Genomic DNA, 22,846 nt, shown 5'->3' on the forward strand with positions numbered 1-22,846 from the left:
GAGCAAGTTATGAAATTTGTCGTATTTGCAGAAGACTGGGGGCGTCATCCAAGCAGTACCCAGCATATTTTTAAAGTGATTGCCGAGCGATACGATGTAACTTGGTTTAACTCTGTAGGCATGCGCAAACCTAAAATTAATTTTACCGATATTAAGCGTGTGTTGGGTAAGGTTAAATTGATGATGGCTGGAAACGTTAAAGCACCGAGCGACAAACTACCAGTTGAAGCGCGTAATCCCCTAATTTTGCCTTGGCATGATAACAAGTGGGCGACGCGTTTTAATAAGCGTCAAGTTACCAAAGCTCTCGACTTGTCGTCCCATGAACCGATTATCTATTGGGTCAGTGTGCCAACCGCCATCAATATGATTCAACTGCGCCCACAAGACCGCTTAATTTATTATTGTGGAGATGATTTTTCCAGCTTGGCAGGAGTCGATTATGACTTGGTAAAAGCAAGCGAAGAGCGCCTTATTCACATGGCTCATAATATTTATGTGGTGAGTAAAGTGCTGCTCGATAAAATGCCCAAACATAAAACGCAAATGCTCGAACACGGCGTTGATTATGATTTATTTAGTGATATCAAAAAGCCACATTCACAACTTCATAACTTGAGTAATGTAATTGGTTTTTATGGCTCAATCTCAAAGTGGTTAGATGTCGATTTGTTAATAGAGCTTGCCAAAGCGAGGCCAAGTTATCATTTGGTACTGATTGGAAAGGCTGACATTGATATTAGCGCGCTCGTTGCTTTACCGAATGTAACTTATATTTCGCAAATCGCTCACCATCAATTAGCGAGCTTTTCTCAGCATTGGCAAGTATCGCTGTTACCGTTTTTAGATAATGGTCAAATTAAAGCGTGTAACCCACTAAAATTAAAAGAATATTTAGCCGCTGGTAAACCTGTTGTGTCAACCCTTTTTCCCGCGGTTGAACGCTACAAAGACATGGTGCTCATTGCGAAAGATCACGCTGGGTTTATTGCCCGAGTTGATCACGCGATGGTGATATCTAAAAACCCCTTTCTCGATTGGCGCACACCGTCACAGCAGCACGTCGTAAGACACAGTTGGCAACAAAAAGCTGCATTTGTGCTGGAGCAAATTGAGTAAAGCGTTGCATATTGCAACGCTTTTTGTTTTCCCATTTGTTTTTTCTATATAAATCAATTTATTAATTCTGGTTTCTAAATTGCAGCTCAACGTTCAATAGGTTAAAAGTTTGGAGACATAAATGAAAAGCTCAATTGTTAGTTTATTATTTATTGCCGCAGGAAGTAGCGCGGCACCGTTTGATACCTGTCCGTCAAAAGCATTTTTAGTTCAAGGCACTACAGCAACTATTTTTGGTGTAAACCTAGTATCAGGCTCGTACAACAGATTTGCAGATAATGTAGGCACAAATCAAAAAGTAAATGGTTTTGGCTTTAGTGTTCACGACAGATATTTATATGGCTGGGATTATAGCCGAGGCAATATTGGTCGCATTGGTAAGGACTATGCGTTAGAGCCGCTGAACGCGTCGGGTTTACCAAACACTAACTTTTACGTAGGTGATGTGTCTGTGCAACAAAACGCGTATTACGTTTATCGAAAAGGATCAGATTATGGTTTATATCGAATTGTACTCGATGAAAACGACAGTGATTATCTTGTTGCGTCAAAGGTTATTGACGGTAGTAGCCTTAATCTGAATATTTTTGACCTAGCGTTTCATCCTGATGAAAATCTCGCCTACAGTGTTGATAACCGAGGTAACTTGATTGCCATTGATGTGACTACGGGCAGTAATTTTAATCTTGGTTTCACTGGCGTGACAGGCACATTCGGTGCTGTTTACTTTGATGTTGAAGGTTACTTATATATTAGTCGCAATAGCGATGGACACATCTTTCGTATTGATATTAACGACCCAACTTCAACAACCTTATTTGCATACGGACCAAGCTCAGGCAATAACGATGGTGCCCGTTGTGCTACTGCGCCAATAATTGACGAAAGCGAAGCACCAACCCTTGATTATGGTGATGCGCCCGATACGTATGCAACGTCAATAAGCGCTAATGGCGCACGCCATGGAAAAGGGAATCTGTACTTTGGTAATGGCGTAAGTGCCGAGCACACACCTAATCAAGTTGATGACGATGACGGTGTTAATTTTGTAACAGGACTTGAAACCGGCTTAGATACCTTAGTTTCTTATCGCCTTTCAGCGCCTGGCTATGTAAATGCTTGGGTTGACTGGAACGGCAATGGCCAATTTGATGAATCTGAACAAATCATTACAGAGCACCTAGGCACCGTGGGTGAAAATCGTATCTTAATCGAAGTGCCTATAGATGCGAGAGAAGGAACAACTTGGGCACGTTTTAGAGTATCAAATACTCCATCAATCTCTCCTTTAGGTGGTGTTGATAGTGGGGAAGTCGAAGATATAAGTGTGTCAATCGTCGCCAGTGGTGTTGTCGAAACAGCAACTGCGTGGCAAACAGCTGCATTTGAAGATTTATGGCCGCAACAAGGTGACTATGACTTTAATGACGTAGTGGTGAAATACCGTATTTTCAAAAGCCAGATAGGCAACCAAGTGGTGCGTTTAAAAATTGATGGAGAGTTACTTGCGGTTGGAGCAAGCTATCATAATGGGTTTGCATTTCGCTTTGCGAATATTTTGCGAAATCAAATAGATGAACCGCTTGTTCGTTTAACAATTAATGGCCAGCAAATTGCCAAAAATCCATTAGAAGCAGGACGCAATGAGGCGATATTAATAGCGCTTGATGACACCAAAGTGATTGCAAATACGCAATCTGGATGTAAGTACTTTAGAACGGAATCGGGTTGTTTGAATCAACAACCTATTCCATTTAGCGTTACCTTACCGTTTAAAAATACTGTCACTGACAGTGCGTCATTGATAAGTGGAGTTAGCCCCTTTATCTTTGCCGTAAATGGTTTTGACCATGGGCCGTTCGTTGATAGTAATAATGCACGGGCATGGGAAGTACATCTCAAAAACCACACACCAACAGAAGCCTTTAACACCGGTTACTTTGACCAAGGCGATGATATGTCGAGCACCTATGGCAATTTTCAAACTGCTAATGGCTTGCCTTGGGCATTAATTATTGGTACCAGCTGGAACCACCCTAAAGAAAGCACTGATATGTTACTGGCATATCCCGAATTTGGCGGGTTTGCAGAAAGTGCGGGCAGTGCCAATACAAATTGGTTTCGTTCAGCAGTTGGTCAACACTCGGTTCAGAATTAGGAGAATGATATGAAACAGTTATTAGTGTTATCAATTGCTTTTATTTTAACTGGATGTGGTGGTGGAGGTGGTGATAGTACACCTGTGACGCCGCCAGCAGCGACAGTTAATTCAGATGATAACGAAGCTCAGGGAACTGCAGCACTCAATGTGGCGCCAGAGTTTGACTTTAAAACAGATGTAAATGTAGCGCTTAATGTTGCAGCAAACTTAGTAAATGAAAGAGCGTTTATAAATATTTGCCAAGCAGATGCGTTGTTAATTAATGCCGATACCTGCTTTGTAAGAGCACCACTTGATAGCGAAGGGCTGGATCTTTCGTTTGTAGTACCCCATCAGGATCAGAAGCTAAAAGCGCAAATTTGGTTTTACGATACGAGCATGGCACCGCTTAACTATGAATGGCAGTTTGATGAAAGCCAATCACAGCAAAGCTGGTTAATTAACTAAACATTCAATTTACTCCCTCGATTTTAGCGCCAATATGGCGCTTTTTTTATGTTTGCTAATAGTTGGCGCTGAACTTGCGATAGTTATATCAAAGGGGTGAAAAAACGGTGTTTTTCACATTTTGATATAGCAAATCGCTAAATTGCGTTGCAATTTGCGAATTAGGATTAGAAATGGTTTTTACGATTGCGCAAATTAAAAAGCTTATCTACCTAGCCTTATACACCATGTATGAGCGCTGGCAGCTTATTGCGTTACCGATGATCATTGTACCGATTGCAGTGATTGCAATTTCACTTAGCAGTGAAAAGCAATACACCAATCACGCAACTATTTTGATTGAAGAGTCTGCGTTGCTTAATCCTTTCTTAGATGAGCTTGAGTTTTCATTTGAATTGTCGGCCCGTATGGATGCGCTACGTACTTTGGTGCTGAGTCGTAAAAATTTAACTGAAGTAGTAAAAGAGGTTGGTTTAGTGGATGACTTAACCAATCAACTTGAAGTTGAAAAAATGCAGCAAAAACTAGCCAGTGCCATTTCAATTTCACTGGTGGGTGATGAGTTAGTGCGCATTCACTTTAAATGGAACAAGCGCCAACAAATGAAGCCAGTACTTGAAGCACTGGTTGAGAAATTTATTGAGCGTTTGTTAGCGCCAACTAAAGCGTCCCTTGATACGTCAGAAACATTTTTGAAAAACCAACTTGAAGAGTTGCGACTACAACTTGAACTTGCTGAAGATAAATTAGCAAAGTTTAAGCGTGATAACCGTGAATCGCTGCCTGAATTATTAAATGTGAACCAAGATACCCTAGCGCGTTTAGAGCAAGAAAAACAGCAAAAACTAGTCGACTTAAGCGGTGCAAAAGCACGCCTAGCTACGCTCAAAAAACAACTTGCCAAAGCGAATCCTGTAAAAGGCCGCTTAGTTGATAGCATTATGCGCATTGAGGCGGATATTGCGCTATTGCGTACCCGTTACACAGACCAGCATAGCAAGGTTCAGGCTAAATTACGCGAACTCGAAACCTTACAAATTCGCAAGCAAGAAATAGAGAGTCAAGCAAAGCCATTTGAAGAGGCTGATTTAGATTCACTGTGGCAAATCGCCAATAGTTTACCGTTAGGTGCTAATGCCAAAGACAGCGCATTACTGGTTGCGCAGCTTATTACCTTAGAAGAAGCTGAAAATAATGTCGCACAGTTAAAGAATGAAATTGAGATGCTAAGCGAACAGCTATCGGTTGTGTCAACACGTCTTTCAAGTTCAAGCGAAATTGATAAAGCACTGCGCCAACTGCAACGGGATTATCAAGTGAAACAAACCTTGTATTCCGAAATGCTTGAGCGTTATGAAATGTCAAAAGTGACAGGGCAATTAGTACGCTATGAGGGCCCTGATAAAGTAAAAACCATTGAACGCGCATACAGCCCAACATCACCGATTAATCAGTCGTTGGTGGTAAGCATCATTCTGGGCATTGTACTTGGTCTATTTAGCGCTGCGGCACTCACATTTGTTGCCATGATCACCGATTTACGTGTACGCGATGAAGCAACGATAGAAACGATTGCAGGGCAACGCGTATTAACCAAATTACCCATTGTGAATGATGTCACTGTACATCGAATCGACTAATTGGAGGCATTATGAATAACATTATTCAACTGATTCAGCACCCACAGGTGGGCGGGCTTGAAAAAATGGCATTTGGCCTGTGCTGTAGTGAAATAACAAATTCAAAAATGTTTTTAGTAGCGATGGAAGGCACTAAAAAAGGGGCCATTAAAGCATGGCCTCAACTCGAAGAATTAAACAACTTTTACTGTTTAAATAAAGCGCCGGGCGTGAGTTGGCAAACAGTTAAAAAGCTCGTAGCTCTTATTGATAAGTTTGATATTAACGTAATTCACAGCCACCATATTGGCCCCATGTTGTACGCCAGTTTAGCCAAAATGCTAAGACCCAAAATACAGCATATTCATACCCTGCATGATGCGTGGTATTTAACAGACTTTAAACACCGCATGTTCACTAAAGCGATTGGTAAATGCACCCCAATTACCATAGTGGCAGATGCGAAAGCGGTCGCAGAGCTTGCTCAAAAAAAGGCCAAAATTAGACCAGATCATGTGGTGCACAATGGTATTGATACAGACTACTTTACGCCAATCTCTCGTTACAGCGCTCGTAACAAATTAGGGCTGCCACATAATTACACGCTAATTGGCTGTGCCGCCCGTGTTGAAGAGGGCAAAGGTCATAAGTCCATGCTTCGAACGCTTACAACGCTACCTTATAAGGTACATATGGTGTTTGCCGGTAGCGGCAGTCAACTTGAGAAAATGAAAGCGTATGCGGAACAACTAGGTGTTGCAGATAGGGTTTACTGGCTTGGGTGTGTATCAGATATGCCAAGCTTTTACTCGGCCATTGATGTGTTTTGCTTGTATTCAGAGCGAGAAGGGTTGCCACTATCGATTTTAGAGGCGATGGCTTGTAATCGCCCCGTCGTTGCCAGTGATGTGGGGGGGATTAGCGAGGTTGTGAATACACCACATGGGTTTATATTACCTATAAATCAAGAACAATTACTTGCGCCAAATTTATTAAAAGCACTTTCACTGAATTATGGCACTCGTATTCGTCAATATGCGTTATCACAAGCAACACTAAAAGTGATGGCAAATCGTTATAACAAAATCTATCAACACGCGATGGTATAAGGAGTTCATTATGCTTTGGTTTATCATAATATTTGTTGCTGTTTTATTTGTGTATCATCATTTTATTTATCCAAAGTTGCTGGAGATGTTTGCGGCAAAAGCGCCGCAACAGGTGATTGACTACACGCCGCTTAGCCATCGTGAAACGCCGTCGATTGGGGTTTTTATCGCGGCCTACAATGAGGCCGATTACATCGAAGAAAAACTGCATAATTTGGCTTCGCAGCTTTATCCAAATGATAAAATGGGCATTCATATTGTTGGCGATGGCTGCACTGATGCAACTGCTGATGTTGTAAAACGTGTTAGCGCGCATTTACACGAGCAATTTATTTATTGTACATACGATGAAATTGCCGTGAACGCGGGTAAAGTGAATGCGCTCAATACCCTAATAAAACGCTATCGCGATGAGTACGACATTATTGTTTTCACTGATGTAAGCGCATTGATGAGTGTTAACTGCCTTGAGCAAGTGGCTAAATCGATGGTTAATAAAGACGTTGTTGCGGTTTCAGGTAATTATTTACCTAAGAGTTCAGCGCATGGCTGTTTAGATAAGTACTGGCAATATCAAAACGCCGTACGTCGACTTGAAGGGCAACTTGGTGCAGTAAATGGGTTTGCTGGAGCCATGTTCGCCATGCGCGCAGACAAGGTTAAACCACTTTTATCAAAAACTATTAACGATGACTTTGTGCAGTTGGTGTCAGCGCTTGGCAAAAAGCAGTGCGCCAGTTTTAACGATCAGATTGCCATAATCGAATGCGAACAAGACAATCAAACACAAGATTTCAGCCGTCGTATTCGCATCGGTGCAGGAAATTGGCAGCAATTAAACACCATATTCAAGCGCGTAAACCAGTTTAGTTTGGCGCAAACGTTCAGCTTTTTTTCTAATAAAGTACTGCGTGGAGTCATGCCCGTAATGCTGTTTAGCGCATTTGCCGCATTAACTATGTTAGCTGTTTTAGGTGATATCGCGGCGCAACTGCTGCTTGGCAGCATGCTGTTTATTAACCTAATTGGGGTGATAAAAGCGATGTTTAAATGGCGTACAGCCTTACCATTAATTGATTCCGTTAACTATGTAATAACCAGTTACTTAGCGGGCTTGATTGGCATTGTATCACTTTCTCGATACAAAACAGCTTGGCGCAGAGTGTCGTCATCTAAACCTGGAGTTTCAATGATTACGTTTTGTAAACGCAGTATTGATATTATCGGCGCAGTGGTTGGTTTAACCTTATTCTCGCCAATCATAATGCTTGCTGGTATTGCGATTAAACTCGATTCAAAAGGAGGCGTAATTTATAAGCAATTACGTGTCGGGCGTATTAACGAAGATAGAACCGATTTAATTTATGTTTACAAGCTGCGCAGCATGCGTTTTGACGCAGAAAAAGCAACCGGCGCCGTGTGGGCACAGGGTAACGATCCTCGTATTACCCGTGTTGGTCGCTTTTTAAGAAAAACTCGCATTGATGAATTACCACAGTTTTGGAATGTACTAAAAGGTGATATGTCGCTGATTGGCCCGCGCCCAGAACGTCCGAGCTTTTACACTAAATTAGAGCGTGAAATTCCGTATTTTATTCAGCGTACCTATGGCATTAAACCTGGTATTTCGGGGCTTGCTCAAGTGATGAATGGCTATGATGAAAGTGTAGAAGATGTACGCAACAAAATTGCGTGGGATTATTCGTACGTTTTATCAATGTCGCGGTTTTCAACCTGGCTTAAAATGGAATGTGACATCTTATTTAAAACCATTAAGGTAGTGGTACTTGGTAAAGGACAATAGCATTGCAAAATGCAACGAGCTGCGTCTAGCTTGTTGCATTTTGCTATTTAAAACATTTTTTAAAGTTTAACCTACTGAAATTTAAGTAAATAAATTTTGGCACTCTATTTGGTTGTTATTAGTCATAGTCTCAAAAGAGGATATGATTATGAACAACTTACTTCCCACTAAAGAGCAAAACAACACCTTAACGGTTGAGCTTCCGCATGATTTTTCGGGCTTAAATGTAGATAAATATCGCGAGCATTTTGAGTGTTTTGCTGCGACACAGCATGATTCGGTGGTGCTTGATTTTGGCAATACCGAATTTATCGATTCGTCAGGTATTGGTGCCATGGTGTTTTTGTTCAAACGCATTGAACAGCGTGGCATTTCAATGTCGCTGCTTGATGTGTCAGGTCAACCGGAAAAGCTAATGAAGCTGTTACGTGTTGACGCCACCATTCCATTTATTAGCTCAGCTGCTGCTTAAATAAGGAATGCCATTATGGATAAGTTACTGCCTATTGCCTGTGTTGTTGGTATTTGTTCTGGATGTACTACATGGCCTGAAGAAGGTCGAGGTGGTTGGGCAGAACTTTACCATCCTGATGCACCACAAAATATTGATGGCTTCGAAAGTGCGTTGCCATTTCAAGTGATGAATGAATTCGAGCACCTTTCTTTAAAGCTCGACTGGCTAAAAAGTCGAGGTATCAAGCACTGTATGCCCGGGCAGCTCTATCAAGCCGAGTTAATGTTGACGCGAATTAACCGCACAATAGCTGCGGATATGTACTCGCAAGCGCAACTTGATATGCGTACCTTTTATCATCAGTTACAACAGCTAGAGAATCACTTTGAGCGTGTAATCAGTAATACGTACTGTATTGCTGAAAGCAAAAATGATGACCAAAAACTATTAACGAAATTGGAAAATTTGCTTAATAGCGATAATCAGTTTGCTTTTGATAGTTTTGAAGTGACCCCAAAATACCGTGTGCGATTAACGCAAAGTGCTGAATTATTGAAAATGTTACCTGCAACACAAGTGTTATTGGTGGGGCACACCGATATTAAAGGCAGCAAAGTAAGTAATTTTGAACTGGCATACAAACGTGCTGAAAGCGTAAAAAGCTGGTTAACCCTTTATGGTGTGAACCCCGAACAGATCAATACGTTAGCGCAAGGTGCACAAGTGCCATTTAGTAACGAAGGTGAATCAGTGCAAAAGCAGCACTCAGATCGTCGTGTAAATGCCTATATTCTTGCAACCTCGGCAAAAGCCGCAGAACTTACTAAGGTAAAGCCTTTGACCGAATGGACAAGCGCTTTGGAAGATAAGGAGTGATCGTCATGAAATTCACTATTTATTTAATACTACTGTGTTGGTTTTTAAGCTTTTCGCTTGCTGCCAATGACGACGATGCGGTGATTGAAGTAGGTAATAAAATCTATTTTAATGTACCGGGTGAAGTTGAATTTGAGAGTACCTTTGAAGTTGACGATAAAGGCTTTGTTGAACTGCCTGAAATTGGCAAAGTAAAACTTGCAGGTAAAACGCCTAATCGTGCTGAATCAGAAGTTAAACTTAAGCTTGCCGGTGTGTACAAAGCGCTCGGTAAGTTTTATTTAGAAGTGCGTTCACGCGATTTACTGGTTACTGTGCTTGGCTATGTAAATAACCCTTCGCAAGTAAGTATTCCTGCTAATGGCAATATTCAAATGGTGATTGCAAAAGCCGATGGCATTAAGCCAGGGGCCCAGCTTAATAAACTGCAAATTCGCCGCGATGACACCACCACCACGTTCGATTACAAAGCGTATCTTGATAGCGGTGATGTCGCTTTATTACCTAAATTACGCTCAGGCGATACAGTGTTTGTACCTGTGTCACCGCTTTTAGGTAATGTGCAAATAGACTTTGATGCGCAAACACTTTCAAGCGCAGGCGATGCCGACGGCCAAGGCCAAGCAGTAACATTATTTGGAGAACTGCACAGCCCTGGTAGTTTTTCGTATAAACCAGATATGAATATTATTGATGCGTTAATGCGTGCTGAGGGCGTAACGCGTTACGCCGATGTAACTAAAATTCGCGTTATTCAAAACAACACGCCAACTATCTTTGATTTGAAGCAGTACTTGGATTCAGGCGATACTAGCTTGCTGCCAAAAATTGGCGCGGGCACCACGATTTTTGTGCCGATTATGGTAGATGATGTTAACACCACAGCGCGCACCGTCTACATTATGGGCGAAGTGCAAAAGCCGGGTGCTTATGAGGCGAGCAATCAAATTGGCTTTTTGGATATCCTAGCAAATGCAGGCGGTCCAACACGGTTTGCTGAAACCCGCCAAATCAAAATATTAACCCCAGCAGGTAATAATGTTCTGTTCGACTTACAAGCATATAGCGAAGGTTATCAGTCTATGTCGATCCCTGATATTGCGCCTGGCGATGTGATTTTTGTTCCCGAGAAAACCGATTTAAATGAAAAGAGCTGGCTAAAAGTAGCGCCGACTCGTGCAGTTAAAATTATGGGCGCAATCCATCATCCAGGTCGTTACGAATGGAGTAACGAAATGGACTTTACCGATTTATTTGCCCATGCAGGGGGGCCAACAAAAGGTGCTAATGTAAACGATATTAAAATCATTCGCCAAGGCCAGCTGCTACAGCGCTTTAGTTTAGATGAATATGCAAATAGCGACGGTGACAGCTACCCACTACCAACGATTATTGCTGGTGATACCATTATTGTTGAAGAGTTGCCACACGACCCGAAAGACAATAAGTCGCAGTGGGTGCGTCAAGATGCGAAAAGTTCTATTTATGTGTTAGGGCAGGTTGGCGCACCGGGTCGCTATGCATTTGATAAGTCGTTACATTTTCTTGATATTATCTCTGCGGCAGATGGCCCTACGGACGATGCCGACTTACGCAACATCCGTGTGACACATCGCAACGGCACGCAATCGCGCGTGAGTAAACTTAACTTAGCACTATACTTTGAAACTGGCGACGAAACCTTATTCCCTCGCGTATTACCGGGCGATACGATTTTCGTACCGGAAAAAAGCAAAGACTGGTTACGTCAACCAAAAGACCAAGTAGTGCGCATTATGGGCGCGATTAAACAGCCAGGTCGCTATAGCTTTGATGATTCAATGTCATTGCTTGACGTATTAGCCGAGGCAGGCGGACCGACTTCCGATGCCTTAATCAGTAAAATTGTGGTAATTAACCATGGCTGTTGCAAAGAGCAATCGCGCCGCTTCGATTTAGAGAAGTTTATCAAACAGCCTAATTCAGCGAATATTCCGCTGCTGCGCGCAGGCGATACGGTCTATATTCCAGATCAAGGTCAAGATTTTACTCAGCGTGCTAAAAACTCATTAGTCGACATTTTAACAGTAATTGCATTGGCGGTGAGCTTATGAGAATTATTCCAAAACAGTATCAAGAGCTTGAGCTTATTTTTGAGTCTATTAACAGTGAAAAAGCACGTTGTATTGCATTTGCATCACCGAATGGTCACTCAGGTGCCACGTCTTTGACAATCAGTGTGGCGAAACGTTTAAGCGGGCGTAATGAACGGGTTTTGGTGATTGATCTAAACACCTGTAACCCACTAACAGGGAAAGATCTTGTTAGTATGCCAAATGCATTAGCCAAATGGTCATTTGGTGATATTAGCTGTCAGCTAAATGCGCAATCGATAGATGACTTTTACTTTTTAAGCATCACGCAATTACAAGACTTAGCGCTCGTGCGCGAAAAAGACGTGTTTGATATGGCGGTTCTGATGCTGAAACAAGAGTTCGACTATATTTTGTTTGATATGTCGCCAATTTGTAAACGCAATCACGCGAATTTTCCGCTTCATTTATTAATGTCGGTAACCGATTTATTGCTGTTAGATATTGCCCTTGGTAAAACAACACAAGAGACACTCGATGCGGTAATTAGTGAATTAAAATCGGCTCACTGCAAGCGCTTTGAAATTGTGGTGAGTCAAATGTATATGCCACCACTTGGGGAGCGTTTGATTGACAGCATTAATCGCCGCTTTAGACGATTACCTAAAGTGAAACATCGTCTGATCAATATCGTTAATCGCCAGCAGTGGTTGTTTCAAGGGGTGTAATAATGAATGTATTGTTTTACAGGCGCTTTAACTTAATTTGGTCGACCTTACATTCAGTGCGTGAAATTTTACTCACCTTGCTTGCAACTATGGATGTTGAAAACGACGATATTGATAACACCGGCCTTGTTGTCACTGAATATTTAACTAATCTTATTCGCCACAGTGAAGGGGAGGACGAAGCGGTTACCTTAGTCATAGGGCGCACGCTCAACAGCATTAAAATTGAGTTAATCGATCCAACTAGTTATTTTCACCCAACGACTTCAAAAGGCCAACATACCGACCTCGCAGATGGCGAACTACGCGAAGGGGGAATGGGGCTTGCGTTAATCGAACATTATTTTCCTGATTTTCGTTATTTTGAAAAACACGGTAAAAATCATTTTAGCTTTGCCTTACCGCTTAAAAAAGTGAAAAACCGTGTCGTAATTATTGATGATGAACACGCCAGCTTACAGCTCGTAAACGCCTATTTAGAGCGTGATTATGACTGTCACGCTTTTACGGACGAGCATCAAGCGTATCAATATTTGATGGCGCACAATGTTGATTTGCTATTAATTGATATGAACTTAAACGCCATGCTGGCCGATGAATTTATCTCTAACATTAAACAGCTAAGTCATCTAAACAATATTGGTATTGTGGTGATTTCGGGCGATGGTAGTCGAGAGACCATGCTAAAGGCCCATTTATGTGGTGTTGATGACTATTTAGTTAAGCCTGTAAAAAAAGAGCAGTTAGAAATCGTTTGTGAGCGAGTAAAAAGCCGTTGTGTCTCACGTTCGGTTAATATTTCAAAAGGCGAGTTGGCAGCCCACAAAGATCAATTTGAGCTCGGAGCGCTATCGGCAATTTCATTTGGCAATGTTGCTGCGGGCAGTGGCGGCGATGTTTTAGTATCGGTAAAAAAAGATCTCCACAGCTACGTGTTCTTTGGCGATGTTATGGGTCATGGCGAAAGTGCAAACCGCGTTGCGCTGCAACTAAAAGGGTACATACTGGGTTTACTTAACTGCCCATTTGATTCACTTGCTGATTTTGTAAACGGATTGGCAAAGAGCTTACCTAACCAAGAGTTTATGCAGCAGAGCCTTGTTACGTTTATCGCATTGGAAATTACCGAGCGCAATATCTCGCTAATTAACGCAGGGCATCCGCTACCGATTGTGTTATCACAGCAGCAAACAGTAACAAACATCGGCAACAGCCAACCCTTACTTGGGCTCGATCGAGGCTATGAATATCACAGCGAATGTTATCAGCTCGAGCACGGCCATTCATTGGTAATGGCGACCGATGGTTTGTTTGAAAATCATGAAAATTGCTTTGAGCTACAGCAGCTAGTTGAGGCGATTAACACTGCTAATATAAGCGCAATAGGCACAGATTTAAGTCAACTTTGGTATAAATGTTTGCCAAGATTATCAAAAGAAATTGACGATTCGTCTCTACTAGTACTTAATTAGAATAAGGAAATACTTAAATGTGATCAGGAGTTTGCCTATGCCAAATAAGATCTTAATTGTCGAAGATACGGAATCGTTAGCGCTGTTGTACCAGTCATACCTTATTCCCACTGGTATGCACAGCGATGTCGCGTACACAGGACAAGAGGCCTTAGATTATTTAGCAAGCAACAAACCTGACCTGATCATGCTGGATGTTATGCTGCCCGATATGAGTGGCATGGACATTTTAGCGCAACTTCCCGTTAACGATAGACCAAAAGTCGTGGTACTAACCGCCCATGCCAGTAAAGAAATGGCGGTTGATGCTATTCGCTACGGCGCCGCCGATTTTATTGAAAAGCCTGTTGATGCTGAGCGTTTTCGCATCACAGTTAATAACGCATTAAAGCTTAATTCGCTAAGTGAAACCGTTGAAAAATACCAATCACGTTTTGAAAACGGTCGATTTTGTGAATTGATTGGCAGCTCAGCGCCAATGCAATCGGTTTATCAAATCATCAGCAATGCCGCTAACAGTAAAGCGACGGTATTTATCACAGGTGAAAGTGGTACCGGTAAAGAGCTGTGCGCGCGCGCGGTTCATCAATGCAGTGAACGCAGTAAAAAACCATTTATCGCGATAAACTGTGCGGCGATTCCAAAAGATTTGATTGAAAGTGAAATTTTTGGTCATGTAAAAGGTGCGTTTACCGGCGCAACAAACTCTCGTGAAGGTGCCGCAGGCATGGCTGACGGTGGCACCCTGTTTCTTGATGAATTGTGTGAAATGGATCTCAATTTACAAAGTAAATTGCTGCGTTTTATTCAAACGGGCTGCTTTCAAAAGGTTGGCAGTGAGCAGCAACAACAGGTTGATGTACGATTTGTCTGCGCGACTAATCGCGACCCATGGCTAGAAGTGCAAGCAGGGCGTTTTCGCGAAGACTTGTATTACCGACTTTATGTGATTCCCGTTCAGCTACCGCCGCTACGTCAGCGTGGTACTGATGTGATTCAAATAGCCGAGGCATTGTTTTCACGTATAGCTAAAGAAGAAGGCCAAACGTTTGAGGGGCTAAGTGATGATGCCAAACAACATTTAATGGCCTACAGTTGGCCTGGCAATGTACGTCAGCTTGAAAATATGATCCGCAACACCGTGGTACTGAATAGCCAGCCGTGGATAGAAAAACGCATGTTTCCGCCATTTCCACAAAGTAATATGTCAACAGAGCCAATGGTTGCTGCGCAGCCAATGGCAAATATGACGCCGCAATCAACTGCCGCGAGTATCGAAACCACTAACCTGTTACGCAGCTCCGATATTGAACCTTTGTGGATTGTTGAAAAGCGTTATATCGAAAAAGCGATAGCTTCGTGCAACGATAATGTGCCAAAAGCTGCAGCGCTTTTAGATATTAGCCCTTCCACCATCTACCGAAAAATGAAAACTTGGGATCAAATGGAAGAGCAAGGTGTTATTAGTTAACGAGAACGTGTTGACCTTTACGGTTTGAAATACAATTTACTGAGTTGAGTAAATTGCTCGCGACCTGAGTAAAAGCGGTGCAATTTGCTGGTGGCATTTTTAATTAAGTAATTACGTTCTTGCTGCGACATAAACAATAATGTTTTTAAGCGATTAACCAGTGCGACTTGGGTTTGGTCATCGGTTAACAGCCCGGTTTGATTATGTGCAATTACGCTGTCGATGGCGCCTACTCGATTAGCAATGCACACTATTTTATTGTCCATGGCTTCTAACAGCACCATTGGTAACCCTTCTTCACGTGAACAAATAACTAATACATCAATTGATTGCCAAAGTGACTTATCACTTTGATGACCGTGAAACTGTATGTTCTTTGGAGCATTACGTTTAAGCTCAGACGCCATATCGCCGTCACCATAGATATGAAATTGTAAACGCGGTTGCTGAGTGAAATGCTGCGCCAGCGCGACAAAACGGTCGGGCCCTTTTTCATATGATAGCCGGCCAACAAAGGCAATATTCAATACGCTATTGGGCTGTTTAAGTTTAGGGTTGTTTGGCACGATAAAATTAGCAATAAATTCACTATTTTTAACCGTGTTTTTAAGATGTTGAGCAACAACCAAATTTTGCGAAAAACCACTGGTGAGATGATCAAGCCAATTGTATAGCCTTACTCGGCCTGCGCCTTTTTCACCGGCATGATATGTTGAAATACATAAGTTTCCGGTTACTTTGCAAGTAAGTCTACCAATAATGCCCGCTTTGTAACCATGGGTATGCAACACTGTGTTGCTGTGCTGTTTTAAATAATGATGCAAGCTAAGTGGTTTGCCATCTAAACATTGGTAAGCGCAATTTAAGGCTTCAAGTAATTTATAGAGTTGCATATTGTGATGATCTTGGTAAAACAGTACTGACACAGGTACGTTGTTACGCTGCATTAGTTTCACTAATTCAACAATATGCGATTCAATGCCGCCAAATAGGCTAGAATCTAAGAAGAGCACAAGATTTCGCATAAATACCTCCCCAATAAGGAATGCTATGTTTAATCAAACAACTGTAAAACAACTTGAAGCCGACGTTGGTAAAGATGTTTTAGGCCAACTTTTCGCTGTTTTTAAAAGTGAAGCAACCAAACTCACCGAACAGATTATGGCAGTTACAACCCTCGATAACGACGCTGTGCGTTTTAGCCACAGTTTAAAAAGCTGTGCTCGTTCATACGGTGCAGACCAACTTGGTGCCCTTGCAGAAACCCTTGAGGCCCATGCCAAAAATAACGACACTGCCTTTTTTGCTGAGCGTGCATTACTACCCGAAATACACAGTGCCACCATGGCTGCAATACCCATTTCCTAATGCACTTTAATACTGTAGTTCGGCTGTGTGTCATCTTGATAGGGCAGTAATTGCTCAATAATGTGTTTTAACTGCGACTTATTATGCGTGCTACTGTGCTGTTCTTTTTCGATTGCTCTTAAGTCCATCGCTTCAAATGCGTCTGGGGTTAAACACACATCAAAAAATTTATAACCAAGAATTTCCACGGCTTTCGTTACTTGTTCATTTGCCGGAATTGAGTCAACAGCGCTGTGTTCAGGTACCAAATTTTCAATAAAAATTCGGCAGCCTGAAGTGCGACTTAACGCGTCACGAATATCGCTCAGTAAAAGCGGAGGCATAACACTTGTTAATAAGCTACCAGGGCCGAGTAAAATTAAATCTGCGTGAAGAATCGCCTCTACCGCTTGTTGGTTGGCAACAACCGCTTTAGACAAACTTAATTGCTTAGGAAAGGTTGAAAGCGCGTCGATGTGGCACTCGCCAAAAACACGCTCGCCACTTTCACTTGTCGCCACTAAATCTACAGGGCCATTAGCCATGGGTAAAATAGTGTGTTTTACCCCCAGCATGGCACAAAAAATCTTGATGGCGTCGCTGGTGTTATGCGTGACTTGGCTTAGCGCGCTTAATAATATATTGCCAAAACTGTGACCATTTAAGTCGTTGTTTTGTTCAAAACGTTGTTCGCTCAGAATAGTGAGCATATTTTCTGGGTTGCCAAGTGTTTCAGCGCAGCGACGAATATCACCAAAGGCAATTTGGCTTGGGTCTTGGCGCAGTCGTCCTGTGCTTCCACCGTTGTCAGTTGTAGTTACAATTGCTGTGAGTTCACATGGCATATTTTTTAGCGCATCGAGCACCTGTGAAAGACCATGACCACCACCTATACATACAATTTTCATAATACGCCCTCGCCAAATTCTCTACAGAAAGTGATACAAGTTATGTACCAGTCAAAAATAGGTGAAAATATGACTTTATTTGCATTTTGCAATGCAGCTTGCAGGTACTTTCGCTAAACTGAATAGCATAAGGGTCTGTTGAACTTTCAAGTTCGTTTTTGCAGCAGTTTGATTGAGTTTTATACAAGGCAGAGGCTGCGTGGTATAGTTATTCTATGTGAGTCAGCCGATAACACATTAGAAAACCCAATCAAGCGCTGCCGAACGGTTCTTTTGAGCGCACTTTTCTCATTGTTGCCTACATGGATGTAGGTAAGGGGCGAGAGCAGGACGCGTTAGCTTTGCTCGATATTCGCTTAGATTGCTAGGCCACACATCGAGCGCCGTGATAAAAGCACGCTCAAAAAGAACAAAAATAGAACAGCGAAGCTCAACAGACACTAAGCAAATTAATTTGTTTTAAAGAGGTGTCATGGAAAGACTAAATGCGAACGACATGCTGCGAGTGGTTAACGAACTACTAAGCAGCAAAAACGCAGCTGAATTATTAGTGAAACTGCAATTAGGTTTAAAGCCAATTGCTGAAATTAGCGATATTTTGGTACTTACCCAAGACGCAAACCAGTTATGTGCGTTAACCAGCACCTATGAACCATTAAGTGGTGTGTGCTTACTTGAGCCCTCCTTTGTTAAAAAGGCGTTCGAGCGTAACGTTTACGCCGTTAATATTTGCCAGCTCCCAAGTGATTGGATTTTACCTAGCCACTGCCACGAAACCGTTATTTTTGTTGCTAATAACTTTGCAGAACGAAAAGGTGTTTTTGTTCTGTTTATTAAAGATGGTGATGATATTGGGCAAATGGAAAATGCATTGAGTGCAGTCGATACTTTGTTTCGCCAAGCATTTTTACAACTTGATCAGCAGCATCAAATGTCACAAATGTTGTTAGACCGCACTTATGCGTTAACGCAAAGTCAGCAGCGCTTTCAAGCCTACGCAGAGCTCGCATCAGACTGGTTTTGGGAAACTGATGAAAGCATGTGCTTTACCTATTTGTCGTTTTTAGAACAAACCAAACCAAGCAATTTTTCACACTTTTTACACAAAAGCCCGTTAAATATTCGTAGCGACAGTGAAAGCACGCAATTTAAAAAGTGGGAGCATTTTTTACACCTTGTAAGGCAGCACAGTGAAATTCACGAATTCGAGTTTGAAGCGATTGATAATCAGGGGCATCGTGTTTGGGTGTCAATTAGCGGTAAAGCGAAGTTTAACGCAGACAACAGCTTTGCTGGGTATTTAGGCATTGCAAAAGACATTAGCTTTGCTAAACAGCGTGAATATGATCTAAAACTTGCAAAAGAAAAAGCCGAGAGCGCCAATAAAGCAAAATCGCACTTTTTAGCCGTGATGTCTCATGAAATTCGTACTCCAATGAATGCTATTTTAGGCATTTTAGAGTTGTTAGAAGATACTCAGCCGAATGAAAAACAGCTTGAATTAATCGATTTTATGCGAGATAGCGCCAAGTTGTTGCAAGGGGTGATCAGCGATACCTTAGATTTTGCCAAAATTGAATCAGGCACCTTAGCCCTTGAGAATAGCAATGTTAATTTGCATAAGCTGATTAAAAATTTAGTCCAACAATTTGAAACTCAGGCAGTTAAAAAAGGCATTCATTTTAACGCTATTTTAGGTGGTGGCGTGCCGGAGCAGATTAATACTGATGGTGTGCGCTTGTCGCAGGTTTTGCTTAACTTACTCGGTAATGCATTTAAGTTTACCTTAGAAGGCGAGGTAAGTTTGTTGGTAAACCGCAGTGATACTGAACTGTTTATCACAGTGAAAGATACAGGGGTCGGTATTGATGAAGCGCATATTCAAACCCTATTTGAGCCATTTTCACAATTGCATGATAAACAGGTAGGCAGGCAACAAGGTGTTGGGTTGGGGCTCAGCATTACCAAGCGTTTGTTGGAATTAATGGAAGGCAAAATTGAATGCGCTAGCGAAATTGGTGTCGGCACCGAGTTTGTTGTCACTATTCCACTGATCCCACTAGTCATCGCTGACAGACATGTGAAAGACGCGAAAATTGAAAATAGCATTCCTAGTTATCGCATTTTGGTTGCAGAAGATAACCCCGCAAACCAGTTTATAATTAAAGCGATTTTGGAAAAGCGAAATCATTTGGTTGTACTTGCTGATAATGGTGAAAGTGCTGTTGCGGCAGTGAAAAAATCCCGCTTTGATTTAGTTTTAATGGATATGGTAATGCCCATAATGGATGGGGTTACTGCTGCGCGAACAATTCGAACTGAGCTTGGCGAATTAGCGCCGCCTATTATTGCACTAACCGCCAATGCAGGCCTTGCTGATAAAACTAAATGTTTAAATGCAGGTATGCAAGATGTGCTAACCAAGCCACTTAATAGTGCATTGCTCGATGAGAAGATAAAAGCCTTGTTTTCATAGTTACCCTGAGTCTGGGATAATAATTTACTTTTTGACAGCTACTTGTACTTATTAAAACGTTAAATTTGTTTGCAATAGGTGTTATAGATGCACAAAATTACTTTGTTACTGTGAAAAACTTCCAAGCTAGCAGTTATCATTTAATTAGCTCATATGTTTAGGTGTTAGTTAACTTTTCAACCAAAGTTCAGGTTAGTAAAAAAGCTCGGTTGGTTGTTTTAAAAGAGGGGATCCAACCGAGTCAAGTTGCCAGCATTAGTTGTACCCAAGAACACAATCATAATCTTCACGTACGCTTGGCTCTGCAAATTCGTCTTTCAGTTGTTGCAGAGCGCGTTCTTGCTCTTTAAAGCTAAATATCACTTTGCGGCGATAATCAATTGAGTGATTAAACAACTCTAGGTCAATATAAGGTCTCATCGCTTGCAGCTTTTGGTCAATTGAGAATGGTTGGTTACCGTTTCGCATAATGTTTCTCCAAATGTTTGCTCACTAACATTACAGCAAGATACAAACCAAATTTAATATATTGAAATTTATGCGAAAGTTAACAGCATCAGGGTTGTTGATTAAAATTGCGTTGCAAAATGCGAAGTGGTTTGGCGTGAAATAAGTCGTATTATTTAGCGTGTTTTATAAACATTGACTCAAATTGATTCATAAAACGCAATTTCAAATTCAGTACCCACGCCAACTTCACTATGTACTTTCACTTTGGCATTGTGCTGCTGCAAAATACCATAGGAGATAGCGAGGCCTAAACCGGTACCTTCTCCGGGCGCTTTGGTGGTAAAAAATGGCGTAAAGATATCGGCGAGATGGTCTTTTTCAATCCCATGTCCCTGATCTTTGACCCGCACAATAATTTTATTACGGTCTTTCTCACAGCTAATGGTCAGCGCACCGCCATTTGGCATGGCGTGTTTTGCATTAACAAACAAGTTAATAAACACTTGCTGTAATTTACCGGCATTGCCAAGAATATTCGCTTCAGGTAGCAGGTGTTTTACTACTTCATGGTGATATTTGAACTCGTTACTGACCACGTTCAATGATTTCTCAATCACTACATTTAGATCAATACTATCAAGTTCGTCATTATCCATGCGTGAGAAGGTGCTGAGATCTGACACTATGTCTTTAACGCGTTCAAGCCCCTGCACTGAGGATGTTAATATTTCTTTGCTGTCATCAAACAAAAAATCCCCATCTAATGACTGCCACTTAGCTTGCATCGCAACAACTTTTTCCTGTTCAGATATGTTGTCTGCGTTAAGTGGCGCCATAATTTCAGCAAAATCAGAAAAGTACTCTCGCATTGTATCTAGGTTACTTAATACAAAGCCAACAGGGTTATTTATCTCGTGTGCTACGCCCGCCGCTAGCTGACCAAGTGATGCCAATTTTTCTTGTTGCACAAGTTGTTGCTGTGTTTGTTCCAACATTTTATTACTGGTTTCAAGGTCAACAAGACGCTCTTGTAGCGCTTGTTCTGCGCGTTTACGCTCAATCGCAACTGATAACATACTGCGCGATGATTCAAGTGTTTGCAGCTTAACGATATTGATATCGTCTTGTGATTCATACAATAAGATGGCAATACCCACACCTTTGCCCGAGGATAAATCTAAACTGTACAAAGGCACTAAAACGCAATCACTAAACTGTTCATTGGCGCTGTTACTAATGCTTTCGATTTCAAAAATTTGTGATTCGGACTCACTGCTTACTTGCTGATACAGTTCATCACGCTTAAATTGACGCAATACTTGTTTATAAGAGTCGGGCAACGAGGAAGCATGCTGTTTTGTGCTTTGGCAGTAGTACTGAAATTGATGATATGACAAATCCGCGTGTATTTCGACAAACAGATTATGGGCGTTAGTCATAAAGTTATTAGTGCGCTCAAGGTAATTTGCGACAATTTTATTTAAGCTAGGTTGGCGCCAAGTTTCTGCTAATAAGCCCGTTAGAAATTCAAGCTGTCCCTGTTGGGTTGCCACTTCTTGTTGCGTTTGGTTAACCGCCTCTTCCTGCTGGTAGAGCTCACGGGTGTAGTCTTCTAGTTGTTTTTCCGCTTCTTTTCGTGCCAAGCGCTCACGGGCTAAAATACGTTCTAGCGCTGTCAATTTGGCAAGTGTTTCATTATTTTCCATTGAAAACGACTTCTATCTCGCAGTGTTCGCCACCTTGATGCATACATACAGGTTGAGAAAGGCTTACGGTTTCACCAAAATGTTGTGCCGCGCCTAAAATTAATCCTTCCGATAAAAAGCATAATTTGCGTGGTGATTGATAAATCATAGTTAGTTTGTCATCAATATGTTCGTCGTAGCTAAAATCGGGTAGTTGTGCGTCTTTATAAAGCTTTTTAACTTCAACGTGAATGAGTTCGTCTACCATCATTAAAAATGTGCGTAACGACGGCGCATTTTGCGCTTCTTGTGGCGCTTGCGGCATCAAGCGTGAAAATAAGAAAGTACCAAATGCGCGTACTAATTCAGGTACCGGTACCGATAATTGCTCTGATAAATAACCCACTATGGCAAATAACTCACTGTCATCATATTGTTTTGTGGATGTGTAAATACCATGCGAGGGCAGTGTGTTATTACAAAGTGCGTCGTCCCAAACTTGGTATCCGTGCCCTTGCTCAACAAATTCTTGTAATGCATTAAATATCGCGCCTTTCATAACCGCTTCCTTTTTTACACATAATCAGGTTGATCTATTTAAAAAATAGTGTCACTTTTTAGTTAAGGCAATGTTTTTAGAGTAAATAG

19 protein-coding genes are annotated in these 22,846 nt (G+C 41.7%); 14 read left to right on the forward strand and 5 right to left on the reverse strand.

The genetic code is table 11. From position 1 onward, the window contains the following. Positions 1-9 precede the first annotated feature (9 nt). The 12 genes from L1068_RS11575 (at position 10) to L1068_RS11630 (ending at position 15,332) form a co-directional block, all read left to right on the forward strand. On the forward strand, positions 10-1,119 hold the full coding sequence (locus L1068_RS11575; RefSeq protein ID WP_237130398.1) for a glycosyltransferase: 1,110 nt from the start codon (positions 10-12) through the stop codon (positions 1,117-1,119). Between the two features lie 121 nt (positions 1,120-1,240). Then, positions 1,241-3,277 carry an LruC domain-containing protein gene (locus L1068_RS11580; protein ID WP_237130399.1) on the forward strand — a complete coding sequence of 679 codons (2,037 nt, stop codon included), beginning with the start codon at positions 1,241-1,243 and terminating at the stop codon, positions 3,275-3,277. A 9-nt stretch (positions 3,278-3,286) separates the two neighbouring features. Then, positions 3,287-3,727 (forward strand): hypothetical protein, encoded by a 441-nt coding sequence (locus tag L1068_RS11585; protein ID WP_237130400.1) that lies wholly within the window; start codon positions 3,287-3,289, stop codon positions 3,725-3,727. 173 nt (positions 3,728-3,900) lie between these two features. Continuing rightward, positions 3,901-5,367 carry a GNVR domain-containing protein gene (locus L1068_RS11590; protein WP_237130401.1) on the forward strand — a complete coding sequence of 489 codons (1,467 nt, stop codon included), beginning with the start codon at positions 3,901-3,903 and terminating at the stop codon, positions 5,365-5,367. Positions 5,368-5,378: 11 nt separating this feature from the next. Next, entirely contained in the window at positions 5,379-6,455 is a 1,077-nt protein-coding gene (locus L1068_RS11595) for a glycosyltransferase (protein WP_237130402.1), read from the forward strand. Positions 6,456-6,465: 10 nt separating this feature from the next. Continuing rightward, positions 6,466-8,259, forward strand: a complete 1,794-nt coding sequence (locus tag L1068_RS11600; protein ID WP_237130403.1) for a sugar transferase — start codon at positions 6,466-6,468, stop codon at positions 8,257-8,259. 148 nt (positions 8,260-8,407) lie between these two features. Continuing rightward, positions 8,408-8,731: an STAS domain-containing protein gene (locus L1068_RS11605; protein ID WP_237130404.1), complete on the forward strand. Its 324-nt coding sequence runs from the start codon at positions 8,408-8,410 to the stop codon at positions 8,729-8,731. Between the two features lie 15 nt (positions 8,732-8,746). Continuing rightward, positions 8,747-9,589 (forward strand): OmpA family protein, encoded by an 843-nt coding sequence (locus tag L1068_RS11610; RefSeq protein WP_237130405.1) that lies wholly within the window; start codon positions 8,747-8,749, stop codon positions 9,587-9,589. 5 nt (positions 9,590-9,594) lie between these two features. Beyond that, the gene (locus L1068_RS11615; RefSeq protein ID WP_054981068.1) at positions 9,595-11,682 is read left to right on the forward strand and encodes an SLBB domain-containing protein; all 2,088 of its coding nucleotides are present in this window, start codon (positions 9,595-9,597) and stop codon (positions 11,680-11,682) included. After that, positions 11,679-12,389: an AAA family ATPase gene (locus L1068_RS11620; RefSeq protein ID WP_237130406.1), complete on the forward strand. Its 711-nt coding sequence runs from the start codon at positions 11,679-11,681 to the stop codon at positions 12,387-12,389. The genes L1068_RS11615 and L1068_RS11620 overlap by 4 nt, the downstream gene beginning before the upstream one ends. 2 nt (positions 12,390-12,391) lie before the next feature. After that, on the forward strand, positions 12,392-13,861 hold the full coding sequence (locus L1068_RS11625) for a SpoIIE family protein phosphatase (RefSeq protein ID WP_237130407.1): 1,470 nt from the start codon (positions 12,392-12,394) through the stop codon (positions 13,859-13,861). A 37-nt stretch (positions 13,862-13,898) separates the two neighbouring features. Further along, positions 13,899-15,332, forward strand: a complete 1,434-nt coding sequence (locus L1068_RS11630) for a sigma-54 dependent transcriptional regulator (RefSeq protein WP_237130408.1) — start codon at positions 13,899-13,901, stop codon at positions 15,330-15,332. 17 nt (positions 15,333-15,349) lie between these two features. On the opposite strand, the gene L1068_RS11635 is transcribed toward L1068_RS11630, so the two are convergent. Next, positions 15,350-16,357 carry a glycosyltransferase family 4 protein gene (locus L1068_RS11635; RefSeq protein ID WP_054981064.1) on the reverse strand — a complete coding sequence of 336 codons (1,008 nt, stop codon included), beginning with the start codon at positions 16,355-16,357 and terminating at the stop codon, positions 15,350-15,352. A gap of 25 nt (positions 16,358-16,382) precedes the next feature. On the opposite strand from L1068_RS11635, the gene L1068_RS11640 reads away from it, so the two are divergent. Then, positions 16,383-16,700 carry an Hpt domain-containing protein gene (locus L1068_RS11640; RefSeq protein ID WP_054981063.1) on the forward strand — a complete coding sequence of 106 codons (318 nt, stop codon included), beginning with the start codon at positions 16,383-16,385 and terminating at the stop codon, positions 16,698-16,700. Here L1068_RS11640 and L1068_RS11645 read toward each other — a convergent pair. After that, positions 16,697-17,587 carry a gluconeogenesis factor YvcK family protein gene (locus tag L1068_RS11645; RefSeq protein WP_054981062.1) on the reverse strand — a complete coding sequence of 297 codons (891 nt, stop codon included), beginning with the start codon at positions 17,585-17,587 and terminating at the stop codon, positions 16,697-16,699. The two genes, L1068_RS11640 and L1068_RS11645, sit on opposite strands and share 4 nt — an antisense overlap. A gap of 472 nt (positions 17,588-18,059) precedes the next feature. Between L1068_RS11645 and L1068_RS11650 the strand changes: the two genes are divergently transcribed. After that, positions 18,060-20,063, forward strand: coding sequence for a PAS domain-containing sensor histidine kinase (locus L1068_RS11650; protein WP_237130409.1), 2,004 nt, complete (start codon positions 18,060-18,062; stop codon positions 20,061-20,063). 255 nt (positions 20,064-20,318) lie between these two features. On the opposite strand, the gene L1068_RS11655 is transcribed toward L1068_RS11650, so the two are convergent. From L1068_RS11655 to L1068_RS11665, 3 genes are all read right to left on the reverse strand, one after another. Next, the gene (locus L1068_RS11655) at positions 20,319-20,531 is read right to left on the reverse strand and encodes a hypothetical protein (protein ID WP_237130410.1); all 213 of its coding nucleotides are present in this window, start codon (positions 20,529-20,531) and stop codon (positions 20,319-20,321) included. A gap of 179 nt (positions 20,532-20,710) precedes the next feature. Beyond that, positions 20,711-22,219 (reverse strand): ATP-binding protein, encoded by a 1,509-nt coding sequence (locus tag L1068_RS11660; protein WP_237130411.1) that lies wholly within the window; start codon positions 22,217-22,219, stop codon positions 20,711-20,713. Further along, entirely contained in the window at positions 22,209-22,757 is a 549-nt protein-coding gene (locus tag L1068_RS11665; RefSeq protein ID WP_237130412.1) for a heme NO-binding domain-containing protein, read from the reverse strand. Before L1068_RS11665 ends, L1068_RS11660 begins: the two co-directional genes overlap by 11 nt. Positions 22,758-22,846: the final 89 nt, after the last annotated feature.

This window comes from Pseudoalteromonas sp. MMG024, from assembly GCF_021654175.1.
In the GTDB taxonomy this organism is placed as follows: domain Bacteria; phylum Pseudomonadota; class Gammaproteobacteria; order Enterobacterales; family Alteromonadaceae; genus Pseudoalteromonas.

Coding starts and splice junctions, on each gene's coding strand:
- L1068_RS11595 (WP_237130402.1), top strand. CDS start 5,379: ATGAATAACATTATTCAACTGATTCAGCACCCACAGGTGGGCGGGCTT.
- L1068_RS11630 (WP_237130408.1), top strand. CDS start 13,899: ATGCCAAATAAGATCTTAATTGTCGAAGATACGGAATCGTTAGCGCTG.
- L1068_RS11590 (WP_237130401.1), top strand. CDS start 3,901: ATGGTTTTTACGATTGCGCAAATTAAAAAGCTTATCTACCTAGCCTTA.
- L1068_RS11665 (WP_237130412.1), bottom strand. CDS start 22,757: ATGAAAGGCGCGATATTTAATGCATTACAAGAATTTGTTGAGCAAGGG.
- L1068_RS11615 (WP_054981068.1), top strand. CDS start 9,595: ATGAAATTCACTATTTATTTAATACTACTGTGTTGGTTTTTAAGCTTT.
- L1068_RS11600 (WP_237130403.1), top strand. CDS start 6,466: ATGCTTTGGTTTATCATAATATTTGTTGCTGTTTTATTTGTGTATCAT.
- L1068_RS11660 (WP_237130411.1), bottom strand. CDS start 22,219: ATGGAAAATAATGAAACACTTGCCAAATTGACAGCGCTAGAACGTATT.
- L1068_RS11610 (WP_237130405.1), top strand. CDS start 8,747: ATGGATAAGTTACTGCCTATTGCCTGTGTTGTTGGTATTTGTTCTGGA.
- L1068_RS11635 (WP_054981064.1), bottom strand. CDS start 16,357: ATGCGAAATCTTGTGCTCTTCTTAGATTCTAGCCTATTTGGCGGCATT.
- L1068_RS11640 (WP_054981063.1), top strand. CDS start 16,383: ATGTTTAATCAAACAACTGTAAAACAACTTGAAGCCGACGTTGGTAAA.
- L1068_RS11625 (WP_237130407.1), top strand. CDS start 12,392: ATGAATGTATTGTTTTACAGGCGCTTTAACTTAATTTGGTCGACCTTA.
- L1068_RS11575 (WP_237130398.1), top strand. CDS start 10: ATGAAATTTGTCGTATTTGCAGAAGACTGGGGGCGTCATCCAAGCAGT.
- L1068_RS11650 (WP_237130409.1), top strand. CDS start 18,060: ATGGAAAGACTAAATGCGAACGACATGCTGCGAGTGGTTAACGAACTA.
- L1068_RS11585 (WP_237130400.1), top strand. CDS start 3,287: ATGAAACAGTTATTAGTGTTATCAATTGCTTTTATTTTAACTGGATGT.
- L1068_RS11645 (WP_054981062.1), bottom strand. CDS start 17,587: ATGAAAATTGTATGTATAGGTGGTGGTCATGGTCTTTCACAGGTGCTC.
- L1068_RS11580 (WP_237130399.1), top strand. CDS start 1,241: ATGAAAAGCTCAATTGTTAGTTTATTATTTATTGCCGCAGGAAGTAGC.
- L1068_RS11605 (WP_237130404.1), top strand. CDS start 8,408: ATGAACAACTTACTTCCCACTAAAGAGCAAAACAACACCTTAACGGTT.
- L1068_RS11620 (WP_237130406.1), top strand. CDS start 11,679: ATGAGAATTATTCCAAAACAGTATCAAGAGCTTGAGCTTATTTTTGAG.
- L1068_RS11655 (WP_237130410.1), bottom strand. CDS start 20,531: ATGCGAAACGGTAACCAACCATTCTCAATTGACCAAAAGCTGCAAGCG.